15 protein-coding genes are annotated in these 22892 nt (G+C 73.7%); 11 read left to right on the top strand and 4 right to left on the bottom strand.

Features of this window, described 5'->3' with window-relative positions; genetic code table 11:
- The first annotated feature begins 2167 nt into the window (after nucleotides 1-2167).
- On the top strand, nucleotides 2168-2566 hold the full coding sequence (locus tag E2B92_RS25275) for a DUF948 domain-containing protein (RefSeq protein WP_126888606.1): 399 nt from the start codon (nucleotides 2168-2170) through the stop codon (nucleotides 2564-2566).
- Nucleotide 2567: 1 nt separating this feature from the next.
- The gene (locus tag E2B92_RS25270) at nucleotides 2568-3521 is read left to right on the top strand and encodes a hypothetical protein (protein WP_126888607.1); all 954 of its coding nucleotides are present in this window, start codon (nucleotides 2568-2570) and stop codon (nucleotides 3519-3521) included.
- A 270-nt stretch (nucleotides 3522-3791) separates the two neighbouring features.
- Here E2B92_RS25270 and E2B92_RS25265 read toward each other — a convergent pair whose 3' ends face one another.
- Together E2B92_RS25265 and E2B92_RS25260 are read right to left on the bottom strand one after the other, a co-directional pair.
- Nucleotides 3792-4250, bottom strand: a complete 459-nt coding sequence (locus E2B92_RS25265; RefSeq protein ID WP_126888608.1) for a D-glucuronyl C5-epimerase family protein — start codon at nucleotides 4248-4250, stop codon at nucleotides 3792-3794.
- A gap of 17 nt (nucleotides 4251-4267) precedes the next feature.
- The gene (locus E2B92_RS25260) at nucleotides 4268-4483 is read right to left on the bottom strand and encodes a hypothetical protein (RefSeq protein ID WP_126888609.1); all 216 of its coding nucleotides are present in this window, start codon (nucleotides 4481-4483) and stop codon (nucleotides 4268-4270) included.
- 87 nt (nucleotides 4484-4570) lie between these two features.
- On the opposite strand from E2B92_RS25260, the gene E2B92_RS25255 reads away from it, so the two are divergent.
- Nucleotides 4571-5344: a class I SAM-dependent methyltransferase gene (locus tag E2B92_RS25255; RefSeq protein ID WP_126888610.1), complete on the top strand. Its 774-nt coding sequence runs from the start codon at nucleotides 4571-4573 to the stop codon at nucleotides 5342-5344.
- Here E2B92_RS25255 and E2B92_RS25250 read toward each other — a convergent pair.
- Nucleotides 5328-5933, bottom strand: a complete 606-nt coding sequence (locus E2B92_RS25250; protein ID WP_126888611.1) for a YceI family protein — start codon at nucleotides 5931-5933, stop codon at nucleotides 5328-5330. The genes E2B92_RS25255 and E2B92_RS25250 overlap by 17 nt on opposite strands.
- Nucleotides 5934-6136: 203 nt before the next feature.
- Here E2B92_RS25250 and E2B92_RS25245 point away from each other — a divergent pair, with 203 nt between their 5' ends.
- From E2B92_RS25245 to E2B92_RS25230, 4 genes are all read left to right on the top strand, one after another.
- Nucleotides 6137-7477 carry a hypothetical protein gene (locus tag E2B92_RS25245; protein WP_126888612.1) on the top strand — a complete coding sequence of 447 codons (1341 nt, stop codon included), beginning with the start codon at nucleotides 6137-6139 and terminating at the stop codon, nucleotides 7475-7477.
- A gap of 221 nt (nucleotides 7478-7698) precedes the next feature.
- Complete coding sequence (locus tag E2B92_RS25240) at nucleotides 7699-8934, top strand: AAA family ATPase (protein ID WP_126889354.1); 1236 nt, start codon at nucleotides 7699-7701, stop codon at nucleotides 8932-8934.
- A gap of 110 nt (nucleotides 8935-9044) precedes the next feature.
- A complete protein-coding gene (locus E2B92_RS25235; protein WP_126889355.1) occupies nucleotides 9045-10349 on the top strand; it encodes a vWA domain-containing protein in 1305 nt (434 codons plus the stop codon).
- Between the two features lie 114 nt (nucleotides 10350-10463).
- Complete coding sequence (locus E2B92_RS25230; RefSeq protein WP_126889356.1) at nucleotides 10464-11891, top strand: hypothetical protein; 1428 nt, start codon at nucleotides 10464-10466, stop codon at nucleotides 11889-11891.
- Between the two features lie 8 nt (nucleotides 11892-11899).
- On the opposite strand, the gene E2B92_RS25225 is transcribed toward E2B92_RS25230, so the two are convergent.
- A complete protein-coding gene (locus E2B92_RS25225; protein ID WP_133087698.1) occupies nucleotides 11900-13144 on the bottom strand; it encodes a glycoside hydrolase family 64 protein in 1245 nt (414 codons plus the stop codon).
- 223 nt (nucleotides 13145-13367) lie between these two features.
- Here E2B92_RS25225 and E2B92_RS25220 point away from each other — a divergent pair, with 223 nt between their 5' ends.
- The 4 genes from E2B92_RS25220 to E2B92_RS25205 all read left to right on the top strand — a co-directional run.
- Nucleotides 13368-17228: an endo-alpha-N-acetylgalactosaminidase family protein gene (locus E2B92_RS25220; protein ID WP_126889427.1), complete on the top strand. Its 3861-nt coding sequence runs from the start codon at nucleotides 13368-13370 to the stop codon at nucleotides 17226-17228.
- A 148-nt stretch (nucleotides 17229-17376) separates the two neighbouring features.
- The gene (locus E2B92_RS25215; RefSeq protein ID WP_126889350.1) at nucleotides 17377-19797 is read left to right on the top strand and encodes a polysaccharide lyase 8 family protein; all 2421 of its coding nucleotides are present in this window, start codon (nucleotides 17377-17379) and stop codon (nucleotides 19795-19797) included.
- A gap of 57 nt (nucleotides 19798-19854) precedes the next feature.
- Entirely contained in the window at nucleotides 19855-22200 is a 2346-nt protein-coding gene (locus tag E2B92_RS25210; RefSeq protein ID WP_126889349.1) for a polysaccharide lyase 8 family protein, read from the top strand.
- A 154-nt stretch (nucleotides 22201-22354) separates the two neighbouring features.
- The coding region (locus E2B92_RS25205; RefSeq protein ID WP_327437502.1) for a carboxyl transferase domain-containing protein at nucleotides 22355-22892 on the top strand (538 nt) is incomplete at its 3' end.

Here is a 22892-nt window from a genome sequence, read left to right as displayed (position 1 = left end):
GGCGACCAGGGAACTCAGCGTGGGGACCGACCCGGGATCGTGGGCCGCGACCTCGTCCGCGGCGCGCCGTGCGGTCGCCAGGGCTTCGTCGAGGTCGGACCCGTCGCCCCCGTGCCGATAACGCAGCAGCAGCGCGCTGCTGAGCCCGGAGAGGACGATCGCCTTCTCGAACTCGCACGATTCCGCGGCGCGCCGGAGCAGGCCGACGGCCTCGTTCAGGTCCGCCGGGTCACCACAGCGATCGAAGCGCTGCGTGAGGGCGAACCCGAGCCCGTGGAACTCCCGAGTCGACACGGCCTCGGGTGAGGCGTGCAGCCGGCGCAGTGTCCGGACAGCGGTGTCCAGGTCGTCGAGGCTGCCGGTGTCCGCACCCCGCTCGGCCAGGGACGTGCCCAGGACGTACAGGGCGTCCAGCCCGGCCTGGCCGTCGAGCGCCTCGTCCCCCAGCAACCGGACGGCCTCCCGGGCGTGGTCGACCGCCTCGTCCAGCGTGGCCAGGTCTCCCACGTGCTGGTAGAGGTAGAACAGCGACATGCCGAGCTGCACCAGGACACCCGGTCGCCCGGGATCGGTGTCCGCCGCCGCCCCCAGCGACTCGCGGGCGGCGGCCACCGAGGCGTGCAGCGCGTCCAGCCCCCTTCCCTCCCGGTACCTGGCCCGCTGCACCTGGGCGGTCAGGGCACCGAACAGCATCACGTGGTCGGCCGAGGAGACCTCCCGGACGGCGTCCGAATCCAGCAGTCCGGCGGCCTCGTCGAGGTCCTCGGGCCGGCGCGCGTGGACGTACCGGAACCACAGGGCCCGGGGCAACGCCCGGGTCAGGACGGCCAGGAGGTGGGGCGGCGCCCGGTGACCGTCCCGGTCGGCCAGTCCGGCACGGATCACGGAGACGGCCCGCTCCACGTCATCGCGGGTCGCCTTGTGCTCGATGCGCTCCAGGAGACTGATGGCCAGTCTGCGGAGCAGCTCCCAGCGAAGGGTGACGTCGTCGCCGGGGAGGAGCGCCAGCGCTTGTTCCTGCGCGTCGATCACGGCGTCCAGGTCCTCCGGCCGGTGATCCTCCTGGTACCGCCTCCAGGAGGCGAAGGCCCGCTTCATCAGCAAGTAGGCGCGTTGAGTGGCCGTATAGGTGTCCGGCATCTCGCGTACGAGCGCCGTCCACTGGCGGATCGCCTCGTCGAGGTCCGCCCTGTCGGCGCCCTTCTCGAAGCGGCCCTCCAGAGCCTCCGCGACGGCCTGCCGCCCGTACGAGCGTGATTCGGGGAAGTCCAGGGCCGCCCGGCCCGCCGCCAGCACGTCGTCCCACCGGTGTTCCGCCTGGGCACGAACGACCCGCTCGCCCAGCAGCGAGGTGAACATCCCCATGAGCCCGTCCCGGTCGGCGGGCCGCAGGGGCTCCCGCAGAGCGGCGACGCACGCCTCGAACGCGGTGCGCAGATCGCCGGAGGACTTGGTGATCCCATGGCGACGGGCCAGGGCGATGGCGAGGTTCCCCCGGATGCCCGGCCGGCTCGGGTGACCGGAGCAGGTGACACGGGCGGCACGGCTCAGCAACCCGATGGCCTGGAGGAGCGAGCCGACGTCACCCGTGACGTCGTACCGCGCGTACAGCACGGTGCCGAGGCCACCCAGGTGGACGCCGTACTGGTCGTTGCCCGGATCGGCGTACTCCAGCAGGAACCGGCACCAGGCGGTGAGTCCCTCCAGGTTCCCGCCGACATCGCCCCCCGCGGCCAGGATCTGGGCGATCTGCGTGTCCACATGGGTGCTGTATGCGTCCGCGATCTCCGTCCGGAGACCGTCGGGGATGAGGTACATCCGGTGCGGAAGGAAGTGCGGCGACAGCATCCGTACCGCGTCGTCCAGGTCGCCCTGCGCGCCGCGCAGTTCGTAGCGGTGCCAGTACAGCAGCCCGAGTGCGGCGGTGACCTGCTCGTCCCCGGGGGTGGCCGCGGCCAGCCGTGCCAGAGAGGCCATCAGGGAGGCGTCGGGCGGTACCGGCGCGGCGCCCGCCCACGCCGCTTGCAGGTCCCGCGCCGCCCGCGCCAACAACTCCGCGCGTGATCCACCGACAGGTTCTTCCACCCCGGCCGCCCCCAACTGCCGCCCCGCACACCGTTGTTCCTGCATGATGCCCTGAAGGCAGCGGCACACGGGAGGAGTCGGCATGACACACGACGAATCGTCGGCACGGGTGCGACGAGGGCTGTCGTACGTCTGCGAACACCTCGACGCACTGCGGGAGCACCTGACCGAGCTGGGCCGGACCGAGGAACTCGATCGGCTGCTGCGTGCCGTCGTCGACGGCACGGAGGATGCCGCGACGCACCTCGAGACCGTCGACCGGATCGTACGGGCCGACGGTGACGCGCGCGGCGCCTACGGTGCCGGGGCCCGCACGGTCCGCGAACCGTCGCCCCTCGGCGTGGGGACGGCCGCCGAGGCCGACGTCGCCTTCCTCTGCCCCCTGAACGCCTGCGCGCGGGTGGAATGGGCGGAGCCCACGATGCGAACGCCCCCGCGCTGCCGGATGGGCGACGTTCCGCTGCGCTGGGTCAAGGGCTGACATGGGCGGCCTGCTGACGGAGCTGGGCAAGCGCCTGGCGGAGCGGTGGATGTCCCTGCTGGTGCTCCCGGGCGCGCTGTTCCTGGCCGCCGCCTTCACCGCCCGGACGCTCGGCCACGCCCACGCCGTCGACCTGGACCTCCTGGTCCGCGAGGCGCAGGCGTGGCGCCCGGCGCCCGGTGCGGGAGCCGGGGCACGGCTCGCGGTGCTCCTGCTGGTCGTGGCGCTGCTGGCCGCCGCTGTGGGTCTCGTGGCCCAGACGCTCGGCTCACTCGTGGAGCGGCTGTGGTTCGCGGCCGACTGGGGCTCCTGGCCCCGGCCGCTGCGCGCCCTGGCCCGGTGGCGGGTGGCCGGGCGCCTGCGGCGGCGCGCCGATGCCGTGGCCGCGTACGAGCGGGAGCGGCGGCGCTCCGGTGAGCTGCTGGCCTCCGGCACACCCGGCGGCGGAACGGACCTCGGGCCGGCCCGGCTCGCCGTGGCCCGCGTCTCGCCCGAGGAACCCCACCGGCCCACCTGGTCCGGTGACCGGATGCACGCCGTCACCCTGCGCCTCGCCCGTGACCTGGACCTGGACCTGGCCACGGTGTGGCCCGCCCTGTGGCAACTGCTCCCGGACGCCCCGCGCCAGCAGATCGAGACGGCCCGCGAAGCCCTCGGCCGGGCCACCACCCTGGTGGCCTGGGCCGTGCTGTACGCCGCGCTCGCTGCCTGGTGGTGGCCCGCCCTCCCGCTGGCCGTCGCCACGTACGTCACCGCCCGGCTGCGCATCCGCAGCGGGGTGGACGCCTATGCAGCCCTCATCGAGGCCACGGTCCACGTGTACGTCGCCGAACTCGCCGAGCGCCTGCGCGTCCCCGCCCAGGGTGTCGTCGGCAGGCGTACGGGCTGGGAGATCACCTGCCTGCTCCAGGGCAAGCGCCACCTCATCGACCTGACGGCCCACGAGCCGCAGTAACCGACCCGGACGGCCTCGGCGGTACGTGCGCGGTACGGCTCGGCCACGGGTCGTGCGCCTGGTGGAGCGCCTGTTGCGGCTGGGGCCGGGCCGGACGGGGGGGCACCCGCACCCGGTCCGGCCCCGTGCCTCCGGCTCAGCGGCCGTCGGTGACGACCTGGTTCGCGGGCAGCCAGTGCCCGGTGAGTTCGCCCTCCGACACGCGGCACATCGCCCGGCCGTTGACGACGGCCCGGCGGTCGAACCGGAACGTCTGCTCCGTCTCCGACTTCAGCGACTTGGTGGTGCCGGTCGCGTTGTTGGTCCCGAAGCTGTAGGCGGTGACGTCACGACCCGCCGGGATGGTGAGCGTGCGCTGCGCCCGGTAGGTGGGGTGCGCTCCTGCTCGGTGACACTGTCCAGCATCGCGAGCTGGGCGAAGAGGCTGATCGCCTCGCCCCGGGCCATGCCGGAGTACCAGGGCGCCTTGTAGTCCACCCCGCCGTGCTCGGCGTGCTTGTAGTCCCAGGGGTAGGGGAAGTACCAGGCACCCCGGGTCTGCACGCGCTTGGTGATCAGGCGGTTCGCCTGGTCCTTGGCCCGCTTGAGGAACAGGGCCTTACGGGTGGGGTCCGTCTCGGTGCGGTAGCTGGTGATGCAGCCGAGACCGAACTGGATCTGGCCGACCGGGTGGTCGTAGCCCACGGGACCCGGCTTCGTGCTGCCGGCGGTCGTGGGCTTCCAGTACATGTACACACCCTGCGTGTTCAGTGGTACACCGACGACAGGGGAGGCGTCACGTTCGCCCAGGCCGTGGGCCGGTTGCGCCACGGCCGCAGGGACTCGGGGAGGTCCTTCACCATTGTGTAGCCGGCGCGCTTGAACTCGAACGGCAGGACGGTGGGCACGTCCTTCTCGACCGCCCGGGGGTCGGGCTTGCCGTCCTGAGAGGGAGGGGCGGTTGCTGAGGGTGGAGCTGCCATGACAGCGGGGACGGCGAGGCGCGGCGGGCGGAGGCCGCGGAGCGGAATTCCGGCAAGTGGGGTGGCCCCCGCTCATAGAGTGACGGTATGTCACGTACTTTCGAAGATCTCGTCGCCGAAGCCGGCGCGGTGGACGTCTCCGGGTGGGACTTCTCCTGGCTGGAGGGGCGGGCGACCGAGGAGCGGCCCTCGTGGGGGTACCAGCGCCTGCTGGGTGACCGCCTGGCCGGTGCGTCCGCCGGGCTGGACGTGCAGACCGGGGGCGGCGAGGTGCTGGCGGGTGTGCCCGTGTACCCGCCCACCATGGTCGCCACGGAGGCATGGCCGCCGAACGTCGCCCGGGCCACCGGGCTGCTGCACCCGCGCGGGGTGGTCGTGGTGGCGGACCCGGAGGAGCCGCCGCTGCCGTTCTCGGACGGGGCGTTCGACCTGGTCACCAGCCGTCATCCGGCCACGGTGTGGTGGTCCGAGATCGCCCGGGTGCTCCGGCCGGGCGGGACGTACTTCGCCCAGCACGTGGGTCCCGAGACGGTCTTCGAGCTGATCGAGTTCTTCCTCGGCCCGCTCTCCGGCGACCTTCGCCGCAGGCGGCACCCGGAGGAGGAGACGGCCGAGGCCCGGGCGGCCGGGCTGGAGATCGTGGACGTGCGCATTGAGCGGCTCCGGATGGAGTTCTTCGACGTCGGCGCGGTCGTCTACTTCCTGCGGAAGGTGATCTGGACGGTGCCGGGCTTCACGGTGGAGGGGTACCGGGAACGACTGAGGGACCTGCACGACCTCATGGAGGCCGAAGGTCCCTTTGTCGCGCACTCGTGCCGGACGCTCATCGAGGCCCGTAAGCCGCTCACTCGGCGGTCTTGATCGCGGAGATCTCGAACGTCAGCTTGATCTTGTCGCTGACCAGCACGCCGCCGGTCTCCAGCGCGGCGTTCCAGGTCAGGCCCCACTCGGAGCGGAGCAGCTCGGCCTTGCCCTCGAAGCCGACGCGCTCGTTGCCGAACGGGTCCTTGGCGGCGCCGTTGAACTCCAGGTCGATCGTGATCGGCTTGGTGACGCCCTTGATGGTCAGGTCGCCGGTGATGCGGTAGTCCGTGCCGCCCAGCGCCTCGGCGGAGGTGGAGCGGAACGTCATCAGCGGGAACTGCTCGGCGTCGAAGAAGTCGGCGCTGCGGAGGTGGGTGTCGCGGTCGGTGCTGCCGGTGTCGATGGACGCGATCGTGACGTCGATGGAGGCGCTGGAGGCCGCCGGGTCGGCACCGTCCAGGTCGAGGGTGCCCTCGTACTCGGTGAAGGCGCCGCGCACGTTGGTGACCATGGCGTGCCGGGCGGCGAAGCCGATGCCGCTGTGGGACGGGTCGATCGTGTACGTGCCGGTCAGGGCGGCCAGGGCCGGGTCCACGGCGGTGGCGGCGGGGGCGGTGACGGTGGTGCTGCGGCTGAACAGACCCATGATGACGATGCTCCTTCGATGCGTTGGTTGAACCTTCAACGAGAACGACAGTAGACCTATTCCGTTCAACTTTCAACCACTCTGCTGGATTGAGTTCGCGATCAATCGGCCGGACAGATCATCAAGGGCGTGGTTATGATGCGCGGGATGATGAACAACTCCTCGTACGGATTGGGGGAATCGTTCGCTCAGGGTGAGTGCTGATGCCGCACCCCTCCGCGAACGAGATTCCGCCCCACCTGCTGATGTGGCAGCGCGTACGTGCGTACGCCGTGCCACCGTCCATGATCGAGACCGCGACCGCCCGGAGGGCCGTCGGTGACTGGGCCGGCGCCTGTGCCGCCGCCCGGGTCGACGTCGATCTCGATCTGCGCGCCGTGCGCGACCGCCACGGCACCGACACGGTCACCCGCCTCCGCGCGGACCTGCGCCGACTCGCACCCGATCTGCTCCGCTGGCACATGCCCCGGATCGCCCCCGGCGGGCGGCTCCGCCCCGGCCTCACCCTGTCCCTGGCCCGCTACCCCGGGCGCCCCGGAAGCACGGTGCACCTGGTCGTGCGGACGCCGCCGGCCCGGGCGGACGCCGGGCAGCGGATGTCCCTGGCCCTCTGGGACGGGTCCGGCGGCGGTGCCTCGGCCCACCACCCGCACCCGCATCCCGACCGGCGTTTCCGGCTCGACCTGCACCGGCACTTCTGGGACGCGGGGCGGAGCGGCGAACTGGCCGGGCGGTGCGGCGACGACCCCGGCCCCTGGGCGGTGACGCGCTGGGCCGCCGAGGCGGAACACCTGCTGCGGGCCGAAGGCCGCCCCCGCGGGGCCTTCACCGTGCGGCTCGGCCCCCGCGACCGGGCCGTGCTGGAGCTCGTCGCCCCCGACGACAGCCACGCCCCGGCGTTCCGGCCACTGCCCGGCACCCTGCCGCCGCAGGGGGTCGCCGCGCTCCCGGTGCTGCCGGAGGCGGCGGCCCGGGTCCTTCCCGACCGGGAGCTGCTCCGCGCGGGGCTCGTCCCGGCCGGGCGGCTGCACCCGCTCGTCGCCGCGGCGCTGGACGCTCCCGGACCGGCGCCGGCCACCGGCCCCGTACCCGCTTCCGGTGATCCGCACCGGGTGGAGTGCCGGGGCGAGGTCCACCGGATCGCCCTGCGGGACGGGGTGCTGACCGCGGTCGACCACGACCCGGACCAACTGCGGCGCGAGGAACTGCTGGTGGCGCTCGGCGGGCCACCGCTGCCCTGCCTGCGGGCCATCGACGCGGTGCACCGCGATCCGGAGGCCCTGCCCGCGGTCCGCGAACGGCTCGCGCACGGGGACGTGACCGGCGCGCTGGCCGTCGTCGAGGGGCTGCTCGGCCCCCGTGCCGTCCTGCGCGACGGGCCCCTGCGCGACGCGCTGGAGTCGGCCGCGGCCCGCCGTATCGACCACGGACTGTTCCGCTCGGGGCTGCTCGCCGAGCACCCCGCCGCCGGCGCCCGCCGCCCGCGGCCCAACCGCCGCAAGCGCGGCAGCCGGGCCCGGCCCCGTACCGGCCTGCACAACTGACCCGCATCCGCAGACGCACGACGGCCGGGGTGGGGCCGTGCAGGGTCGCCCCCGCAGCGGATTGGCGGCGACGCACGGCTCCTTGACCGTTCGGGCACCCCGCCGACCGCGAGGAGGCGAGCCCGGAGGGGCCCCGCCCCACCCGCACCGGGCCTGCCGCGTCGCGCGCACGTCCCGTTCCCTCGCTCCCACCCTCCCTCCCTACACACCCAGGTGATCCCATGACTTCTCCCGCCCAACTCTCCCTCGCCGACGACCTCCTGACCCTCCTCCGCACCACCACCACCGAGCCCCGCCCCGACGAGCAGCTCGAGGCGCTCACCCTGGCCGTCGCCGCCGACCTGCCCGTTCTGCTCTGGGGCGAGCCGGGCATCGGCAAGACCGCCGCCCTCACCCAGCTCGCGGCCACCCTCGACCTGCCGCTGACGACCGTGATCGCCAGCGTCCACGAACCCTCCGACTTCTCGGGGCTGCCCATCGTGGGCGACGACCCTGCCGTGCGGGGCGTGCCGATGGCGCCGCCGCAGTGGGCCGTGGAACTCGTACGCGCCGGACGTGGGCTGCTCTTCCTGGACGAGCTGTCCACCGCCACCCCGGCCGTCCAGGCCGCACTGCTCCGGGTCGTCCTGGAGCGGAAGGTCGGCGAGCTCCAACTGCCGCCGGGCGTGAGGATCGTGGCCGCCGCCAACCCGCGCGCCTCGGCGGCGGACGGGTGGGAGCTGAGCCCGCCGCTGGCCAACCGTTTCGTGCACCTGTACTGGGTGCACGACCGGGAGGTGGTGGTACGCGGGCTCGGCGGCGTCTGGCCCCGGGCGGAGCTGCCCCGCCTCGAACCGGAGCGGCTGCCGCAGGCGGTGGCCCTCGCCCGGCGCGCGGTCTGCGGCTTCCTGAAGGCCCGGCCGACGCTGATCCACCGGCTGCCGAACAGCGAGACCCGGCGCGGCGGCGCCTGGCCCTCGCCCCGGAGCTGGGAGGCCGCGCTGACGCTGCTGGCCTTCGGCACGGCGGCCTCCGTCTCCCGGGACGTGCTGGCGCTCCTGGTACGGGGCGCGGTGGGCGACGGGGCGGGGCTGGAACTCCTCGCCCACCTCGACCGGATGGACCTGCCGGACCCGGAGGACCTGCTGGCCGACCCGGCGGCCGCCGAGCTGCCCGAGCGGGGCGACCTGCGGCAGGCGGCCCTGGAGGCGGTCGTCGCGGCCGTCGGCGCCCGGCCGGAGCGGGAGCGGTGGGAGGCGGGCTGGGCGGTGCTCGTCCGGGCGCTGGAGACGGGAGCCCCGGACCTGCTGGTCGGCCCCGCCTCGGCGCTGGCGGGACTGCGGCGCGACGACTGGGAGGTCCCGGCGGCGGTGGAACGGCTCGCCGGGGTGATCGGGCTCGCCCGGCGGGCGGACCGGTCGGTGGGCCGCGTCGCGGCGGCGGCCGGCGCCGGGCGTACGACGGGGGCGCGCCGATGACAGCCGCCGAACGCCACCCGGGCCATCCCGTACCGTCCCCCGAGCACCGCACCCCGCGCCCGGAAGCCCGACCCCCCGGCCACTTCACCCCGCGCCCCGTGCCGCGGCCCATGTCACCGCCCCCGCCGCCACGCCCGGTGCGGGTCACCGTGCCGGAGCCGGCGGCGGCCTCCCGGGGGCCGTACCACCGGCCCGGCCTCCGCCTGGACCGGGAGAAGTTGCTGGCCGCCCGGCTGCACGCGGTGAAGGTCCGCCCCTACCTGGCCGACGCGCTGTTCGCGCTGCACGTCGTGGAGGACGGCACGGTGCCCACGATGGCGGTGGACGCGTACTGGCGCTGCTACGTCTCGCCCGGCTTCGTGGACCGCATGCCGGTGGAGGAGCTGGCGGGTGTGTGGGTGCACGAGGTCTCCCACCTGCTGCGGGACCACCACGGCCGGGGGGAGCGGTACGCACGGGAGCACGAGGCGTACGGGCCCGGCGAGCGGCTGCGGCGGAACATCGCCGCCGACTTCGAGATCAACGACGACATCTACGGTGACGGTCTGCCCCTGCCCCGGGGCGTGGTGCTGCCGTCGCTGCTGCGGCTGCCCACCGGGCTGCTGATGGAGGAGTACCTGCGGACTTCGTCGATGTCCGGGCTCGCCGCGGACCTGGCGTGGCTGGACTGCGGCGGTGGCGCCGACGGGCAGGACCGGCCGTGGGAGCTGGGGCCCGAAGGGGCGCACGGGCTGACCAGGCAGCAGCGGGACGCGGTCCGCTTCCGGGTCGCGGAGGGGATCAAGGGCCGGCCGGGCGACGCGCCCGAGGGCTGGCGCCGCTGGGCGGAGGAGGCGTTCCACCCGCCGCAGCCGTGGCGCCAGTTGCTGGGGGCGGCGGTCCGCTCGGCGGCCACCGCGCCGGGGGCGGGGGAGGACCACAGCTACCGGCGGCCGTCCCGGCGCTCGGCGAGTCTGCCCGGGGTCGTGCTGCCGAGCCTGCGCCGTACCCCGCCCCGGGTGTGCGTGGTGATCGACACCTCCGGGTCGGTGAGCGACGCCGAGCTGGGCGGCGCGCTGCTGGAGGTGGCGGCCATCTCGCGGGCGGTGGGCGGCCGGCGTGACCTGGTCTCGGTGATCTCCTGCGACGCGGCGGCCGGGATCGCCGTCCCGCTCTGCCGCGCCGAGGGCATCGAGCTGGTCGGCGGCGGGGGGACGGATCTGACCTCCGGTTTCGCCCGGGCGCTCCGCTCCAAGCCCCGGCCGGACGTCATCGTCGCCCTGACGGACGGTCAGACGCCGTGGCCGTCCGCGCAGCCGCCCTGCCGCACCGTCGTCGGCCTCTTCCCCCGGCCCGCCGGAGCCGCCGACGAGAACGATCCCGACTACGTCCCGGACACCCCGCCGTCCTGGGCGCGGGTGGTCACCATCGGCTGAGGGCCCGGCGGTGTGACGGGACCGTAAAGATCCGCAAGTCCGTCAACGGGCGCCGGGCGGGGGGCCTATGCTGCCGTGAGCATTTCAAGATCACCTGCGGAAACCAACGGGGACATGAACAAGTACACAGTGATGGCCGCCGGCCTCGTCCTGTCGCTCGGCCTTGTGGCGGGCTGCGGCTCCTCCGGCGAGGAGGCCGCCCGGCCGAAGAGCAAGGGCTCCGCCGGCCCGGACGGCGCCGCCCCCAAGGGGCCGGTCTACGGCGGCCCCGCGATACCCGGCCTGGCCGCCAAGCCCGCATGGAGTCTGGCGGGCGCCAACGCCAACGCGATCGACCTCGGGGACACCTTCCTCTTCGTCAAGAGAAACGACGGCACGTACGCCCTGGGTGAGAAGTACGGCACGGACGACCCGGTCGACGGCTCGGTCGGCACCCTGCACTTCACCAACGACCCCGAGCCGGCCACCCTGGAGTTCCGGGACGTGAAGACCGGTGCTGTGCGCAAGACCCTCAAGGTGACCACCGACCGGGTGGCCGCCACGACCTGGCACGACGGGGTCCGCGCGGTCGCCGTGTTCGCCGGCGCCACCACCGAGTCGGACGGGCTGAGCGCCGAGAAGAAGTCCACCTCGGTCACCGTCTACGGCAGCGACGGCACCGAGCTGGGCAAGGCCGAGCGCGAGGGTGAGAAGTTCCACGTCCACGAGGGCCACATCGTCGAGCAGGACGGTGACGCGAGCCTGAAGCTCACGCCCGTCGACGGCGGGCCCGCCCGGAAGGTCACCTGCACCGGGCAGCTCGCGAGCTGCTCGTACGACCCGCGCAGCAACGAGATCGACGGCGGCCAGGCCCACGCCCCCCTGATCACCGGAAAGTACGCCTTCCACGTCGAGAACGCGACCACCTACGAGGACGAGCAGGAGCAGCTCGTCATGTCGGAGCTGGCCACCGGCAAGAAGGTGTGGAGCACCGCGGACGTCTCCCCGCCCGCGGGCGTGAAGCTGGACGACGACGGCGAGCGCACCAGCGGTGCCGTCCGCGTCCTGGACGTGCGCGACGGCCGTGTCCTGACCGCCTGGGTCGTGGCCGCGTTCGAGCCCGACACCTGGGTGACGGCGACGTACGACATCGCCACCGGCAAGCAGGTCGGCGGGTCCACCACGTACACGTACGCGGACAGCCCCCACGACACCGTCAGCACGGAGGGCACGTCGGTGTTCTCGCCCGACCGGACCCTCGCCGCCGCCGACACCGAGAACGGCACCGCCGTGTGGCAGCCCGGCGACGGCAAGGAGGTCTGGGCGCAGAAGGAGGAGGAGAAGGACATGAAGCCCCTGCGCTTCTCGCCCAGTGGTGTGCTGTACGGCATCACGAGCGAGGACCAGTTCGAGGAGGACGTGTACCTCGCCGTCGACGGCCGTACGAAGAAGGTCCTGGCCAAGCTGCCCGAGGAGAGCCTCCCGCTGTTCACCGAGGGGTCCGGGTACGGCTACATCAGCACGGAGAAGGGCTTCTTCGTGTTCCCCTCGACGGGAGCCTGACGGCCGGGCTACGACCCGACCGACACCGTGAAGCGGCGCGGGTTGCCGTCGTGCGCGGCGCCCGAGACGTCCGGCCGGCCGTCCGGCCGGACGTCGTCGTACGGGAAGGCGTATCCGATCGGCGTGTGGGCGTGGACCACGCGGGAGAAGTGGTTGGCCGACGGGTCGCGGTAGTAGTCCGAGGGGGCCGGGCCGTTCGGCTGGTCGGGGTGGGTGAGCAGCGTCGTACGGTTGAAGCCGGCGGCGAGCCGGGCCAGCAGCGCCTTGCGGTCGTCGGAGTCGCCGGGGTTGTTGGCGAACGGCCCGTGGTTGCAGGTGAAGACGTCCCGGGAGGTGGGGCGGGTGAAGCTGTGGCCGCCGGTGAAGGTCAGGACGTCACCGTTGACCCGGCCCACCCGTACCCCGCGCCCGCCCTGGAGGTCGACGCGCAGGTCGGTGGTGCGGTACTTCTGCCAGACGCGGTCGATGTAGCCGGTGAAGGCGGTGCGGAACGGCATCTGGTCGGGGCGGTCGAAGTACGGCGCCATCAGGTTCTGCGGGGAGATCACCCGCAGGACGGAGCCGTTGGATGCGCGGATGACCAGCTTGTCCCACGGCTGACCGTCCCGGGCCGCCTGGGCGACGAGCCCGTCCGCGATCCGCTGGAGGGCGCCGGCCGGCAGCGGGGCGACGGTGTGGGTGGCGTCCCCCGTGAGGGTCAGGCCGATGGGCAGGGCGGTCACCAGGTCGACGTAACTGATGTTCGCGTAGAGCTGCTGGGGGTTGAAGGTGAATTCGGCGAAGGACCACACCCGGCCGTAGTTCGGGTCGGCGGGGGTGGCGAAGGCGGGCTCGACGAGGGCGGGGCCGGGGTTGAGGAAGAAGTCGAGCCGGTTGTCGCGCACGAAGTAGACGCGGGCGCCGTACATCTGAGGAAGCATCAGCACGACGGGCCCGGCGCCGGCCGGGCGCAGCGGTATCGCGCAGTCCACGGGGAGCGGGGTCATCGGGGCGGCCGGGGGCTCGGGGCGGTACACGCCGCCGCCCGGGCGCAGCAGCACCCAGCGGCCGGTGCCCTGCTCGCGGCCGGTGACATAGGCGCGGACGGTGCCCGGCAAGGACCGGTTCTCCAGGGCCAGTTCACAGGTCGCGGGTGCGGCGGAGGCGGTCCTGCCGCCGTGGAGCCCGAACGCGGTGGCCGCGGCGGCCGCCGCCGTGCCGGTGAGGAGGGCGCGGCGGGTGAGGGGGCGCGGGGAGTGTGCGTGGGACGTCATGGGTGCGCTCCAGGGGGGTGGGGGGTGGGTGCCGCTCACTCTCGCGCCGCCCGGGAAGGGCGTCAAGAGTTGTGACTGAGAGCGCTCTCAGATTTTTTGTTCCTTCACAACTTGGCGATGCCTGAGAGGACTTGGATTAACGGCGGGCCGTTGTTGGACTGGCGTCGCCCCGCCGCGTCCGTTGTGTTGACGGTGCTGTGAGGCGACCGTTACCCCAGTGGCCATGTCGCCACGATTCCGCGCGGTGTGCGCCCTCGCCGCCGCCTCGTCCGCCGTCTTCGCCCTGGCACTGCCGGCCGCCGCCGGACCGCCCGCGGCCGGACCGCCCGCCACCGCCGGACCGCCCGCCGCCGGGCCGCCCCCCACCGCCACCGGCACCGCGCTCATCGGCTCGCCGGAGCTGTCCGTCGCCGTCGCCCGGGACTTCCCGCGCGTCGTGTCGTACACCGACCGGGCGAGCGGGGCGCGGCTCCTCGGCAGCACGCGTCCGGTCACCTCCGTCACGCTCAACGGCACGCCGTACGCCGTCCGGCTCACCGCCCCGCCCGTCGTCACCCCCACGAGCGCCCGCTACACGCTGGGCTTCCCCGGCCTGCCGGGCGTCGAGGCCGACGCCGCGCTCACCGTCTCCGGGCGGGCCACCACCTTCCGGGTGACGGCCGTCCGCGACACCGACGCCTTCCGGGTGGGGACCATCGACATACCCGGCCACGACCTGGTCTCCGTGGGGTCCGCCGAACCCGGTGCCGCCACCGCGTTCACCCGGCTGGACCCCGACTCGACGCGCACCGCCGACGTCTTCGGCACCGTGACGGAGGGCACGCCCGCCGACGCGGCACCCGTGGGGGCGAGCTACGCCCTCGTCAGCACCGGCTCGCTCGCCGCCGCCGTCGAGTCCAACTCCAGCTACGACAAGCCCTCCGGGGCCACCAACGGCGACGACGCCCGCTTCTGGCACCAGGCCCGCCGGTCGGAGGACGGCGGCGTACGCGTCGGGGTGTGGTCCGGCCAGTGGACCTACCGGGGCGCGGGCGCGCCGCGGCCCGAGAGCGGCGGCCACCTGCCCTGGGCCAAGGTCGTCGTCACGCCCGACGCCAACGGGGACGCCCGGGTCGACTGGCAGGACGGCGCCGTCGCCTTCCGTACGATCGGGATCAGGGCCCCGGGCAGTGAGCGGACACCGGACCGGGTCGTCACCCACATCCCGTTCAACTTCGCCAGCCAGGCCACCCACCCCTTCGCCCGCACGCTCGACGACGTCAAGCGCGTCTCGCTCTCCACGGACGGGCTCGGGCAGCTCGCGGTGCTGAAGGGGTACGGCGCCGAGGGCCACGACTCCGCCCACCCCGACTACGGCGGCAACTACAACGAGCGCGCCGGCGGCCTGAAGGACCTCAACGCCCTGCTGCGCGACGGCAGGAAGTGGGGCGCCACCTTCGGCGTGCACGTCAACGCCACCGAGTCCTACCCCGAGGCCCGCGCCTTCAGTGAGACCCTCGTCGACAAGGCGAGGCCCGGCTGGAACTGGCTCAACCAGAGCTACTACATCGACCAGCGCCGGGACATCAACAGCGGCGACCTCGCCCGCAGGTTCCGGCAGCTCCGGGAGGAGACCGACCGCAACCTGAGCTTCCTCTACATCGACGTCTACTACACGCACGGCTGGATCGCCGACAAGACCCTCCAGGCCGTGCGGGACCAGGGCTTCCACGTCGGCACCGAGTGGTCCGACAAGTTCGAGCGCGCGTCCCTGTGGTCGCACTGGGCCAACGACCTGGACTACGGAGGCGCCACCAACAAGGGCCTCAACTCGAAGATCGTCCGGTTCGTCCGCAACGGCGAGAAGGACGTCTGGAACGACCACCCGGTCCTCGGGCAGACCGCGCTGGAGGACTTCCAGGGCTGGACCGGCGAGACCGACTACACCGCCTTCCTCACCAACGTCTGGCGGAAGAACCTGCCCGCCAAGTACCTCCAGCAGCAGCGCATCCTCCGCTGGGACGGCGACGACATCACCTTCACCGGCGGCGTGCGCGGCACCGTCGAGGACGGCAGGCGCACCTTCTACGCGGACGGCCGCAAGGTCCTGGACGGCGACCGCTACCTGCTGCCCTGGAAGGGCAAGCTGTACCACTACAACAAGGACGGCGGTACGAGCACCTGGGCGGTGCCCGGCGGCACGTACACCGTCCACCGGCTGACCGACAACGGGCGGGTCCCGGCCGGGACGGTACGGGCCGGGGCGGACGGGCGGATCACCCTGACCGCCGCCCCCGGGCAGGCGTACGTCCTGTACCGGGGCTCGGCGCCCGCCGCCCCCGACCCGGCATGGGGCGAGGGCACGCCCGTGCGGGACCCGGGCTTCAACGACGCGCGGCTGCGGGCCTGGACCCCGACCGGGGCGGTCGCGCGCCACACCGACGAGCAGGGGCGCAACAGCGCGGTGCTCACCGGCCGGGCCCGCGCCGGGGTGGCCCAGCGGATCACCGGGCTGACGCCGGGGAGGCGGTACAGCGCGTCCGCCTGGATCGAGGTCGAGCCGGGGGCGGCGCGCCGGACGACGCTGGCGGCCGGGGACGTCTCCGTGGCCGTCGAGCGGTCGCCGGTGCCCAACCGGATCGCCGCCTCCGACTGGCACGGGACGTCGATGCAGCGCGTGAAGGTCCACTTCACCGCCCCGGCGGACGGGGCGGTGCCGCTGTCCGTCACGGCCGCGGGCGGGTCCGGGCCGGCGCGCGTGCGGGTGGACGACGTACGGGTGGTGGAGAACGCCCCCACGGTGAAGGAGGGGTCCGTGTACGAGGACTTCGAGGCCGTCGACCAGGGCTGGGGGCCGTTCCTGAAGGGCGACGCGGGCGGCGCCAACGACCCGCGGACGCACGTGAGCCGGCTCCACGCCCCGTACACCCAGGCGGGCTGGAACGGCAAGCTCGTCGACGACGTGCTGGAGGGTGACGAATCGCTGAAGGCCCACGACGAGAACACCGGCCTCGTCTACCGCACCGCCCCCTGGACCGTGTCCATGAAGGACGGGCACAGCTACCGGGTCGCGTACGACTACCAGTCCAGCCACGCGGGCGCGTACGAGTGGGTGACCGGGTACGACCGGGCGGCCGGGACCGCCGCCGAGACGCGCCGCACCCCCATCGGCGAGCAGCGCACCACCGGCCGCTTCAGCGAGACCGTGACGGCCGGGTGCGGCGACACCTGGACCGGGCTGCGCAAGCGCGCGGGCGCCCCGGACGGCGCCGACTTCGTCCTCGACCGGTTCACCGTCACCGACCTCGGCCCGGCCACCGGCCGCCCCGCGTGCGGCACGCTCGCCCTCACGGCCGCCGAGCCCCTGGAGCCGGGGCGCCCGAACGACGTCACGGCGACCTTCACCAACGACGAGCCGGCCGCCGTGCGCCCGTCCGTGACGCTCACCCTGCCGGAGGGCTGGACCGCCGGGCCGCCCGGCCCGGTCACCCCCGGCGCGGTCGGGCCGGGCGGCACGGCCACCGTGACATGGCGGGTGACGCCCCCGGCGGACGCGGCGTACCGGGCGTACCGGCTCGGGGCGTCGGCGTCGTACACGGCCGGCGGCACGGCCAGGACGCTGACCGCCGACGCCTCCGTGCGCACCCTGCCGCCCCCGCCGGCCGCCGACGCCTGGGCGAGCGACCTGGACTGGGCGTCGGCCCGCAGCGGGTGGGGGCCCGTGGAACGGGACATGTCCAACGGCGGCACGGCGGCCGGTGACGGCACCCCGCTGCGGATCGGGGGAGTGGCCTACGCCAAGGGCCTCGGCACCCACGCCCCGGCGACCGTGCGCTACTACCTGGGCGGCCGGTGCACCTCGTTCACCGCCGAGGTGGGGGTGGACGACGCCCAGGCGACGCGCGGGACCGTGCGGTTCACCGTCACGGCGGACGGCACGGAGAAGGCGGCGTCGCCGGTGCTGAGGGCGAGCGACGCGCCCTGGTCGCTGAACGCCGACGTCACGGGCGCGTCGTACGTCGACCTGGTCGTCGGCGACGCCGGTGACGGCAACGGCAACGACCACGCCGACTGGGGCAACGCCCGCTTCCACTGCGGCGGTTGACCGTCCCCGGGGAAGGGGGGCTTCGGGCCGTGATCGAACGATCGGTTCGCGCGGGCCGTGTGCGATTCATTGACCAGGTGCTCGCCGTATGGGAGAAAGCGCTTACCCCCACGGACCGTCCGCGCCCCCTTCCCCCGGAGGACCCCTCATGCCTCCCACCCCCTCACGCCGCAGCGTCCTGCTGGCCGCGGCCGCCGCCACCGTGCCGCTCGCCCTGCCGCCCGCGTCCCCCGCCCGCGCCGCCGAGGCCGACCCGCACGACGCCCTCCGCCAGGTCTGGCGCGACCTCGTCCTCGGCACCGGCTTCACCCCCACCGCCGAGCCGTACGCCGCCAAGCTCGCCGCCCTCGGCGCCACCGCCCGGGACCTGCGCTCCACCATGGCTCCCGCGGGCGGCTCCCTGTGGCCCGACCTGCCGTACGCCGATCCCGAACCGGACACGGACGCCGAGTCGTACACGTACTCCGGCAACCTGGGCACCAGCTACCACCGGCTCCGCACGATGACCGAGGCGTACGCCCAGCCCGGCACCGGCCTCACCGGCGACACCGCGCTGCGCGCCGAGATCCTCGCCGGCCTCGACCACCTCCACGACCAGGCCTACCACGCCTCCCGGGCCCGCTACGGCAACTGGTACCACTGGCAGATCGGCATCCCGCAGGCCCTGCTCGACATCGACGTCCTGCTCCACGACCATCTCGGCGCCGCCCGTATCGCCGACCACTGCGCCGCCGTCGACCACTTCGTCCCCGACAGCGCGGTCGCCGCCTACACCGGCACGTCCACCGGCGCCAACCGCGTCGACCTGTGCCGCGTCCTCGCCCTGCGCGGCGTCGTCGGCAAGAGCTCCGCCAAGCTCGCCCTGGCCCGCGACGCGCTGTCACCCGTGTTCCCGTACGTGACGAAGGGCGACGGGCTCCACCCCGACGGCAGCTTCATCCAGCACCTGTACGTCCCCTACGCCGGCTCCTACGGCGCCGTGATGCTCGGCGGCCTGTCGCTGCTGTTCGCCCTGCTCAAGGACTCCCCGTGGGAGGTCACCGACCCCGGCCGGCAGGTCGTGGCGGACTCCGTCGAGAAGGCGTACGCGCCCTTCCTCTTCAACGGCCTCGCCATGGACGCGGTCTCGGGACGGGCCGTCAGCCGCGGCGTGCAGAAGGCGGACACGCGCGGCATCCGGCAGGACGACCACCTGCGCGGGCACGCCGTCATCGCGTGCGTCGCCCTGCTCGCGCGCAGCGCCTCCACCGCCGAGCGGGCCCGCTGGGACGGCATGGTCAAGGGCTGGATAGCCCGCGACCACCACAGCCCCGTCCTCACCAGCCCCGCCCTCGGTGTCGCCCAGCTCGCGCGGCTGAAGGCGGTCGCCGACGGCACGTCGACCGCGAGCCCCGAACCCACCGGCCACCGCCTCTTCCCCGCCATGGACCGGGCCGTCCACCGCCGCCCCACCTGGGCGGCCGCCCTGTCCATGGCGTCGAACCGGATCACGTACTACGAGAACGGCAACGGCGAGAACCTCCGCGCCTGGCACAGCGGTTCCGGAATGCTGTACTGGTGGGGGGACACCTACGCCAACGGCCAGTACAGCGACGGCTTCTGGCCCACCGTCGACCCTCGCCGGCTGCCCGGCACCACCGCGTCCCGCAAGGTGCTCGCCGACGGGGAGGGCGGGGCGTGGGGCGTGGCGCGCCCGGACGTGCGGTGGGTCGGCGGTGCCACGGACGGCACGTACGCGGCCGTCGGGCAGTACCTGAAGGGCCTGTCGTCCACACTCCTGGCCAAGAAGTCCTGGTTCTTCCTGGACGACGCCGTCGTCTGCCTCGGCGCGGGAATCCACGGCCGGGACGGCACGGGCGTCGAGTCGGTCGTCGAGAACCGGAACCTGGGCGCCGCCGGGACGCACGCCCTCACCGTGGACGGCTCGGCGCAGCCGGTCACGCCCGGCTGGTCCGCCACGCTGACCGGCGTGCGCTGGGCGCACCTGGCGGGGCACGCCGGGTACGTCTTCCCCGGCGGGGCGCCGAGCGGGCTGAAGGCGCTGCGCGAGGCCCGTACGGGCGCCTGGTCGGACATCAACAGGGGCGCCACGGCGGACCCGGTCACACGGCGGTACCTGACGCTCTGGTTCGACCACGGCACCGACCCGACGTGGGCCACCTACGCGTACGTCCTGATGCCGGGTGCGAGTGCCGCGCGGACCTCCGAGCGGCCCGCCGACACCGGCTGGCTCACCGTCCTCGCCAACACGAATGACCAGCAGGGCGTGCGGGTGCCGTCCCTGGGGTTCACGGGCGTCAGCTTCTGGTTCGGCGGGACCGTCGGAGCGGTCACGGCGTCCGCGCCGGCGAGCGTGATGATCCGGGAGAGCGGCGGCACGGCCACCGTCTGCGTGTCGGGGCCGCTGCGGGACGGCGCCGCCGTCGACCTGACGTGGAACCGTCCGGTGGCGGCCGTGACGTCCCACGACCCCTCCGTCCAGGTGATCGCGACCGGGCGGGCGCTGGAACTCCGGATCACGCCGGGCACGCTGGGTGCGGTCCACAAGGCGGTGGTGCGGCTCACCTGAGTGTCATGCTCACTGCAAGGCCGCCGTCACCGTCGTGTCCTTCATGGGAGGCTCTCCGTGCCACCGACACCGTCCGCCTGGTCCCGCCGCACCTTCCTCGCCGCCACCTCCACCGCAGCCCTGGGACTCACCGTGCCCGCTCGCGCCACCCCCCGGACCACCACCCGGGCCGACGACTTCGACACCCTCCGGCTCCGCTGGCTCGGCCTCCAGCTCGGTACCGGCTACGACCCGGCCGCCGCCCCCTACGCCTCCCGCCTCGCCGAGACCGGCGACCTCGCCGCCCGCTACCGCGCCACCATGGCCCCCACCGACACCTCCCTGTGGCCCGGACACCCCTTCAGCCCGCCCTCCGGCATCACCCAGAGCTACCACCGTCTGTGGACCATGACCCAGGCGTACGCCCAGGAGGGCACCGGCCACACCGGCGACCCCGGACTCCTCGCCGACGTCCTCACCGGCCTGGACCACCTCTCCACGCGGGTCTACAACCCCTCCACCACCCGCTACGGCAACTGGTGGGAGTGGCAGATCGGCAGCCCCCGCCTCCTCATGGACATCACCGCCACCCTGTACGACGACGCCGGCCCCGCCCGCGTCGAGGCCGCCTGCGCCGCCGTCGACCACTTCATCCCCGACGCCATGCTCCACGACTACAGCGGCACCTCCACCGGAGCCAACCGCGTCGACCTGTGCCGCTCCGTCGCCCTGCGCGGCCTCCTCGGCCGGTCCCCGGCCAAGCTCGCCCTCGCCCGGGACGCGCTCTCGCCCGTCTTCCCGTACGTCACCACGGGCGACGGGCTCTACGCCGACGGGTCGTTCGTCCAGCACACCTGGGTCGCCTACTCGGGGACCTACGGACAGGTCATGCTCGACGGGCTCGGGCGGCTGTTCGCCCTTCTGGCGGGCTCCCCCTGGGACGTCACCGACCCCAACCGGCGGATCGTCCTGGACAGCGTCGAGCACGCCTATGCGCCCCTCCTCTACAACGGTCTGATGATGGACAGCGTCAGCGGCCGCGCCATCAGCCGGGGCATCCTCCGCAACGACCCGCGCGGCACCCTGCGCGGCGACCACTTCCACGGCCAGGGCATCATCGCCGCCATCGCGCTCCTCGCCGCCGGCGCCCCGGCCGCCGAGCGAGACCGGTGGCACGCGCGTGTGAAGGGGTGGATCGAACGGGACACCGTCAGCCCCGTCCTCACCGCCGGCCAGTTCGGGGTCGCCGACCTCGCCCGGCTGCACGCCGTCACCGCCTCGCCCGTCCCCGCCGCGCCCGAACCGGTCGGCCACAAGCTGTTCAGCGCCATGGACCGGGCCGTGCACCGCCGGCCCGGATGGGCGGCCAACATCTCCATGGCCTCGGAGCGGATCGCGTACTACGAGTGCGGCAACGGCGAGAACCCGCGCGGCTGGCACACGGGTGCCGGAATGCTCTACTGGTGGGGCCCCGGAGGCGACGGACAGTACACCGACTGGTTCTGGCCGACCGTCGACTTCTACCGGCTGCCCGGCACCACGGTGTCGACCAAGCGGCTGCCCGACCGGGCGGGCGGCGAGTGGGGCGTGCCGAAACCGGCCGTCCAGTGGGTCGGCGGGGTCACGGACGGCGAGTTCGCCGCCGTCGGACAGCACCTGAAGGGCCTCGGCTCCACCCTGGAGGCCCGCAAGTCCTGGTTCTGCGCCGCCGACGCGGTCGTCTGCCTCGGGGCGGGGATCACCTGCGCCGACGGGGTGCCCGTCGAGACGATCGTCGACAACCGGAAGCTGGGGGAGGCGGGCGACGAGCGGTTCACGACCGGACCCGGCACGCGCTGGGCGCACCTGGAGGGGCACGGGGGCTGGGTGTTCCCGGGCGGCGGCGCCCCCGTGAAGGCGCTGCGGGAGGACCGGACCGGCGCCTGGCGGGACATCAACACCACGTCCAGCACCGAGCGCCGCACCCGCCGGTACCAGACGCTCTGGCTCGACCACGGCACCGACCCGGTGGACGCCGCGTACGCCTACCTGCTCATGCCCGGCGCCTCCCGCCGGACGGTCGCGGCCCGCGCGTACGACCCCCACTGGCTGGAGATCCTGGACAACACCGCCGACCACCAGGCCGTCGCGGTGCCCTCACTGGGCCTGACCGCCGCCAACTTCTGGCGGCCCGGTACGGTGGGCCCGCTCACCGCGAGCGCCCCGGCGAGCGTCCTGGTGCGCCGGCGGGGCCGTAGGGTGACGGTCTGCGTCAGCGAGCCGCCGCGCACGGGGCGGCCCGTGGAGATCACCTGGCACCACCCGGCCCGCCACGTGGACGCCCACGACCCGTCGGTCGAGGTCCTCGCGACGGGCCGCTCGCTCCGGCTGCGCGTAGCCCCGGGCACCGCCGGCGCGGGGCACCGCTGCACGGTGGTCATCTGACCCTATTGTGGGACCTCCACAATGCCCGGGGGCTTCCGGCTGGCACTTCGGCTGCACCGCCGAATGGTTCTGTCCAGGGCTCACAGGAGATGAGTCGGGAGACTGTACGGAGTCGACGGCGGGTTTTTCTTGGTCGGCTCCGTAGGGTCGTTGCATGACCGTTGTGGACGAAACCCAGGGCGAGCCGACCGATGCCCGTGGGCGTGTGGCCGAGCTGCACGCCCTGCGTGAGGAGGCGCTGCGTGGCCCGAGTGAGCGGGCGACCGAGGCGCAGCACGCGAAGGGCAAGCTGACCGCGCGTGAGCGGATCGAGCTGTTGCTGGACGCGGGCTCGTTCCGGGAGGTCGAGCAGTTGCGCCGGCACCGGGCGACCGGGTTCGGGCTGGAGAGCAAGAAGCCGTACACCGATGGTGTGATCACCGGTTGGGGCACGGTCGAGGGCCGGACGGTCTTCGTCTACGCGCACGATTTTCGGATCTTCGGCGGGGCGCTGGGCGAGGCCCACGCGACGAAGATCCACAAGATCATGGACATGGCCATCGCGGCGGGTGCGCCGCTGGTGTCGCTGAACGACGGTGCGGGGGCCCGTATCCAGGAGGGCGTCAGCGCCCTGGCGGGGTACGGCGGGATCTTCCAGCGCAACACGCGTGCCTCGGGTGTCATCCCGCAGATCAGCGTGATGCTCGGCCCGT

The sequence above is a fragment of the Streptomyces sp. WAC05374 genome (genome assembly GCF_004353505.1).
Classification (GTDB): domain Bacteria; phylum Actinomycetota; class Actinomycetes; order Streptomycetales; family Streptomycetaceae; genus Streptomyces.
The sequence above is the reverse complement of the archived record's forward strand: the minus strand, read 5'-3'. Positions and strand labels throughout refer to the sequence as shown.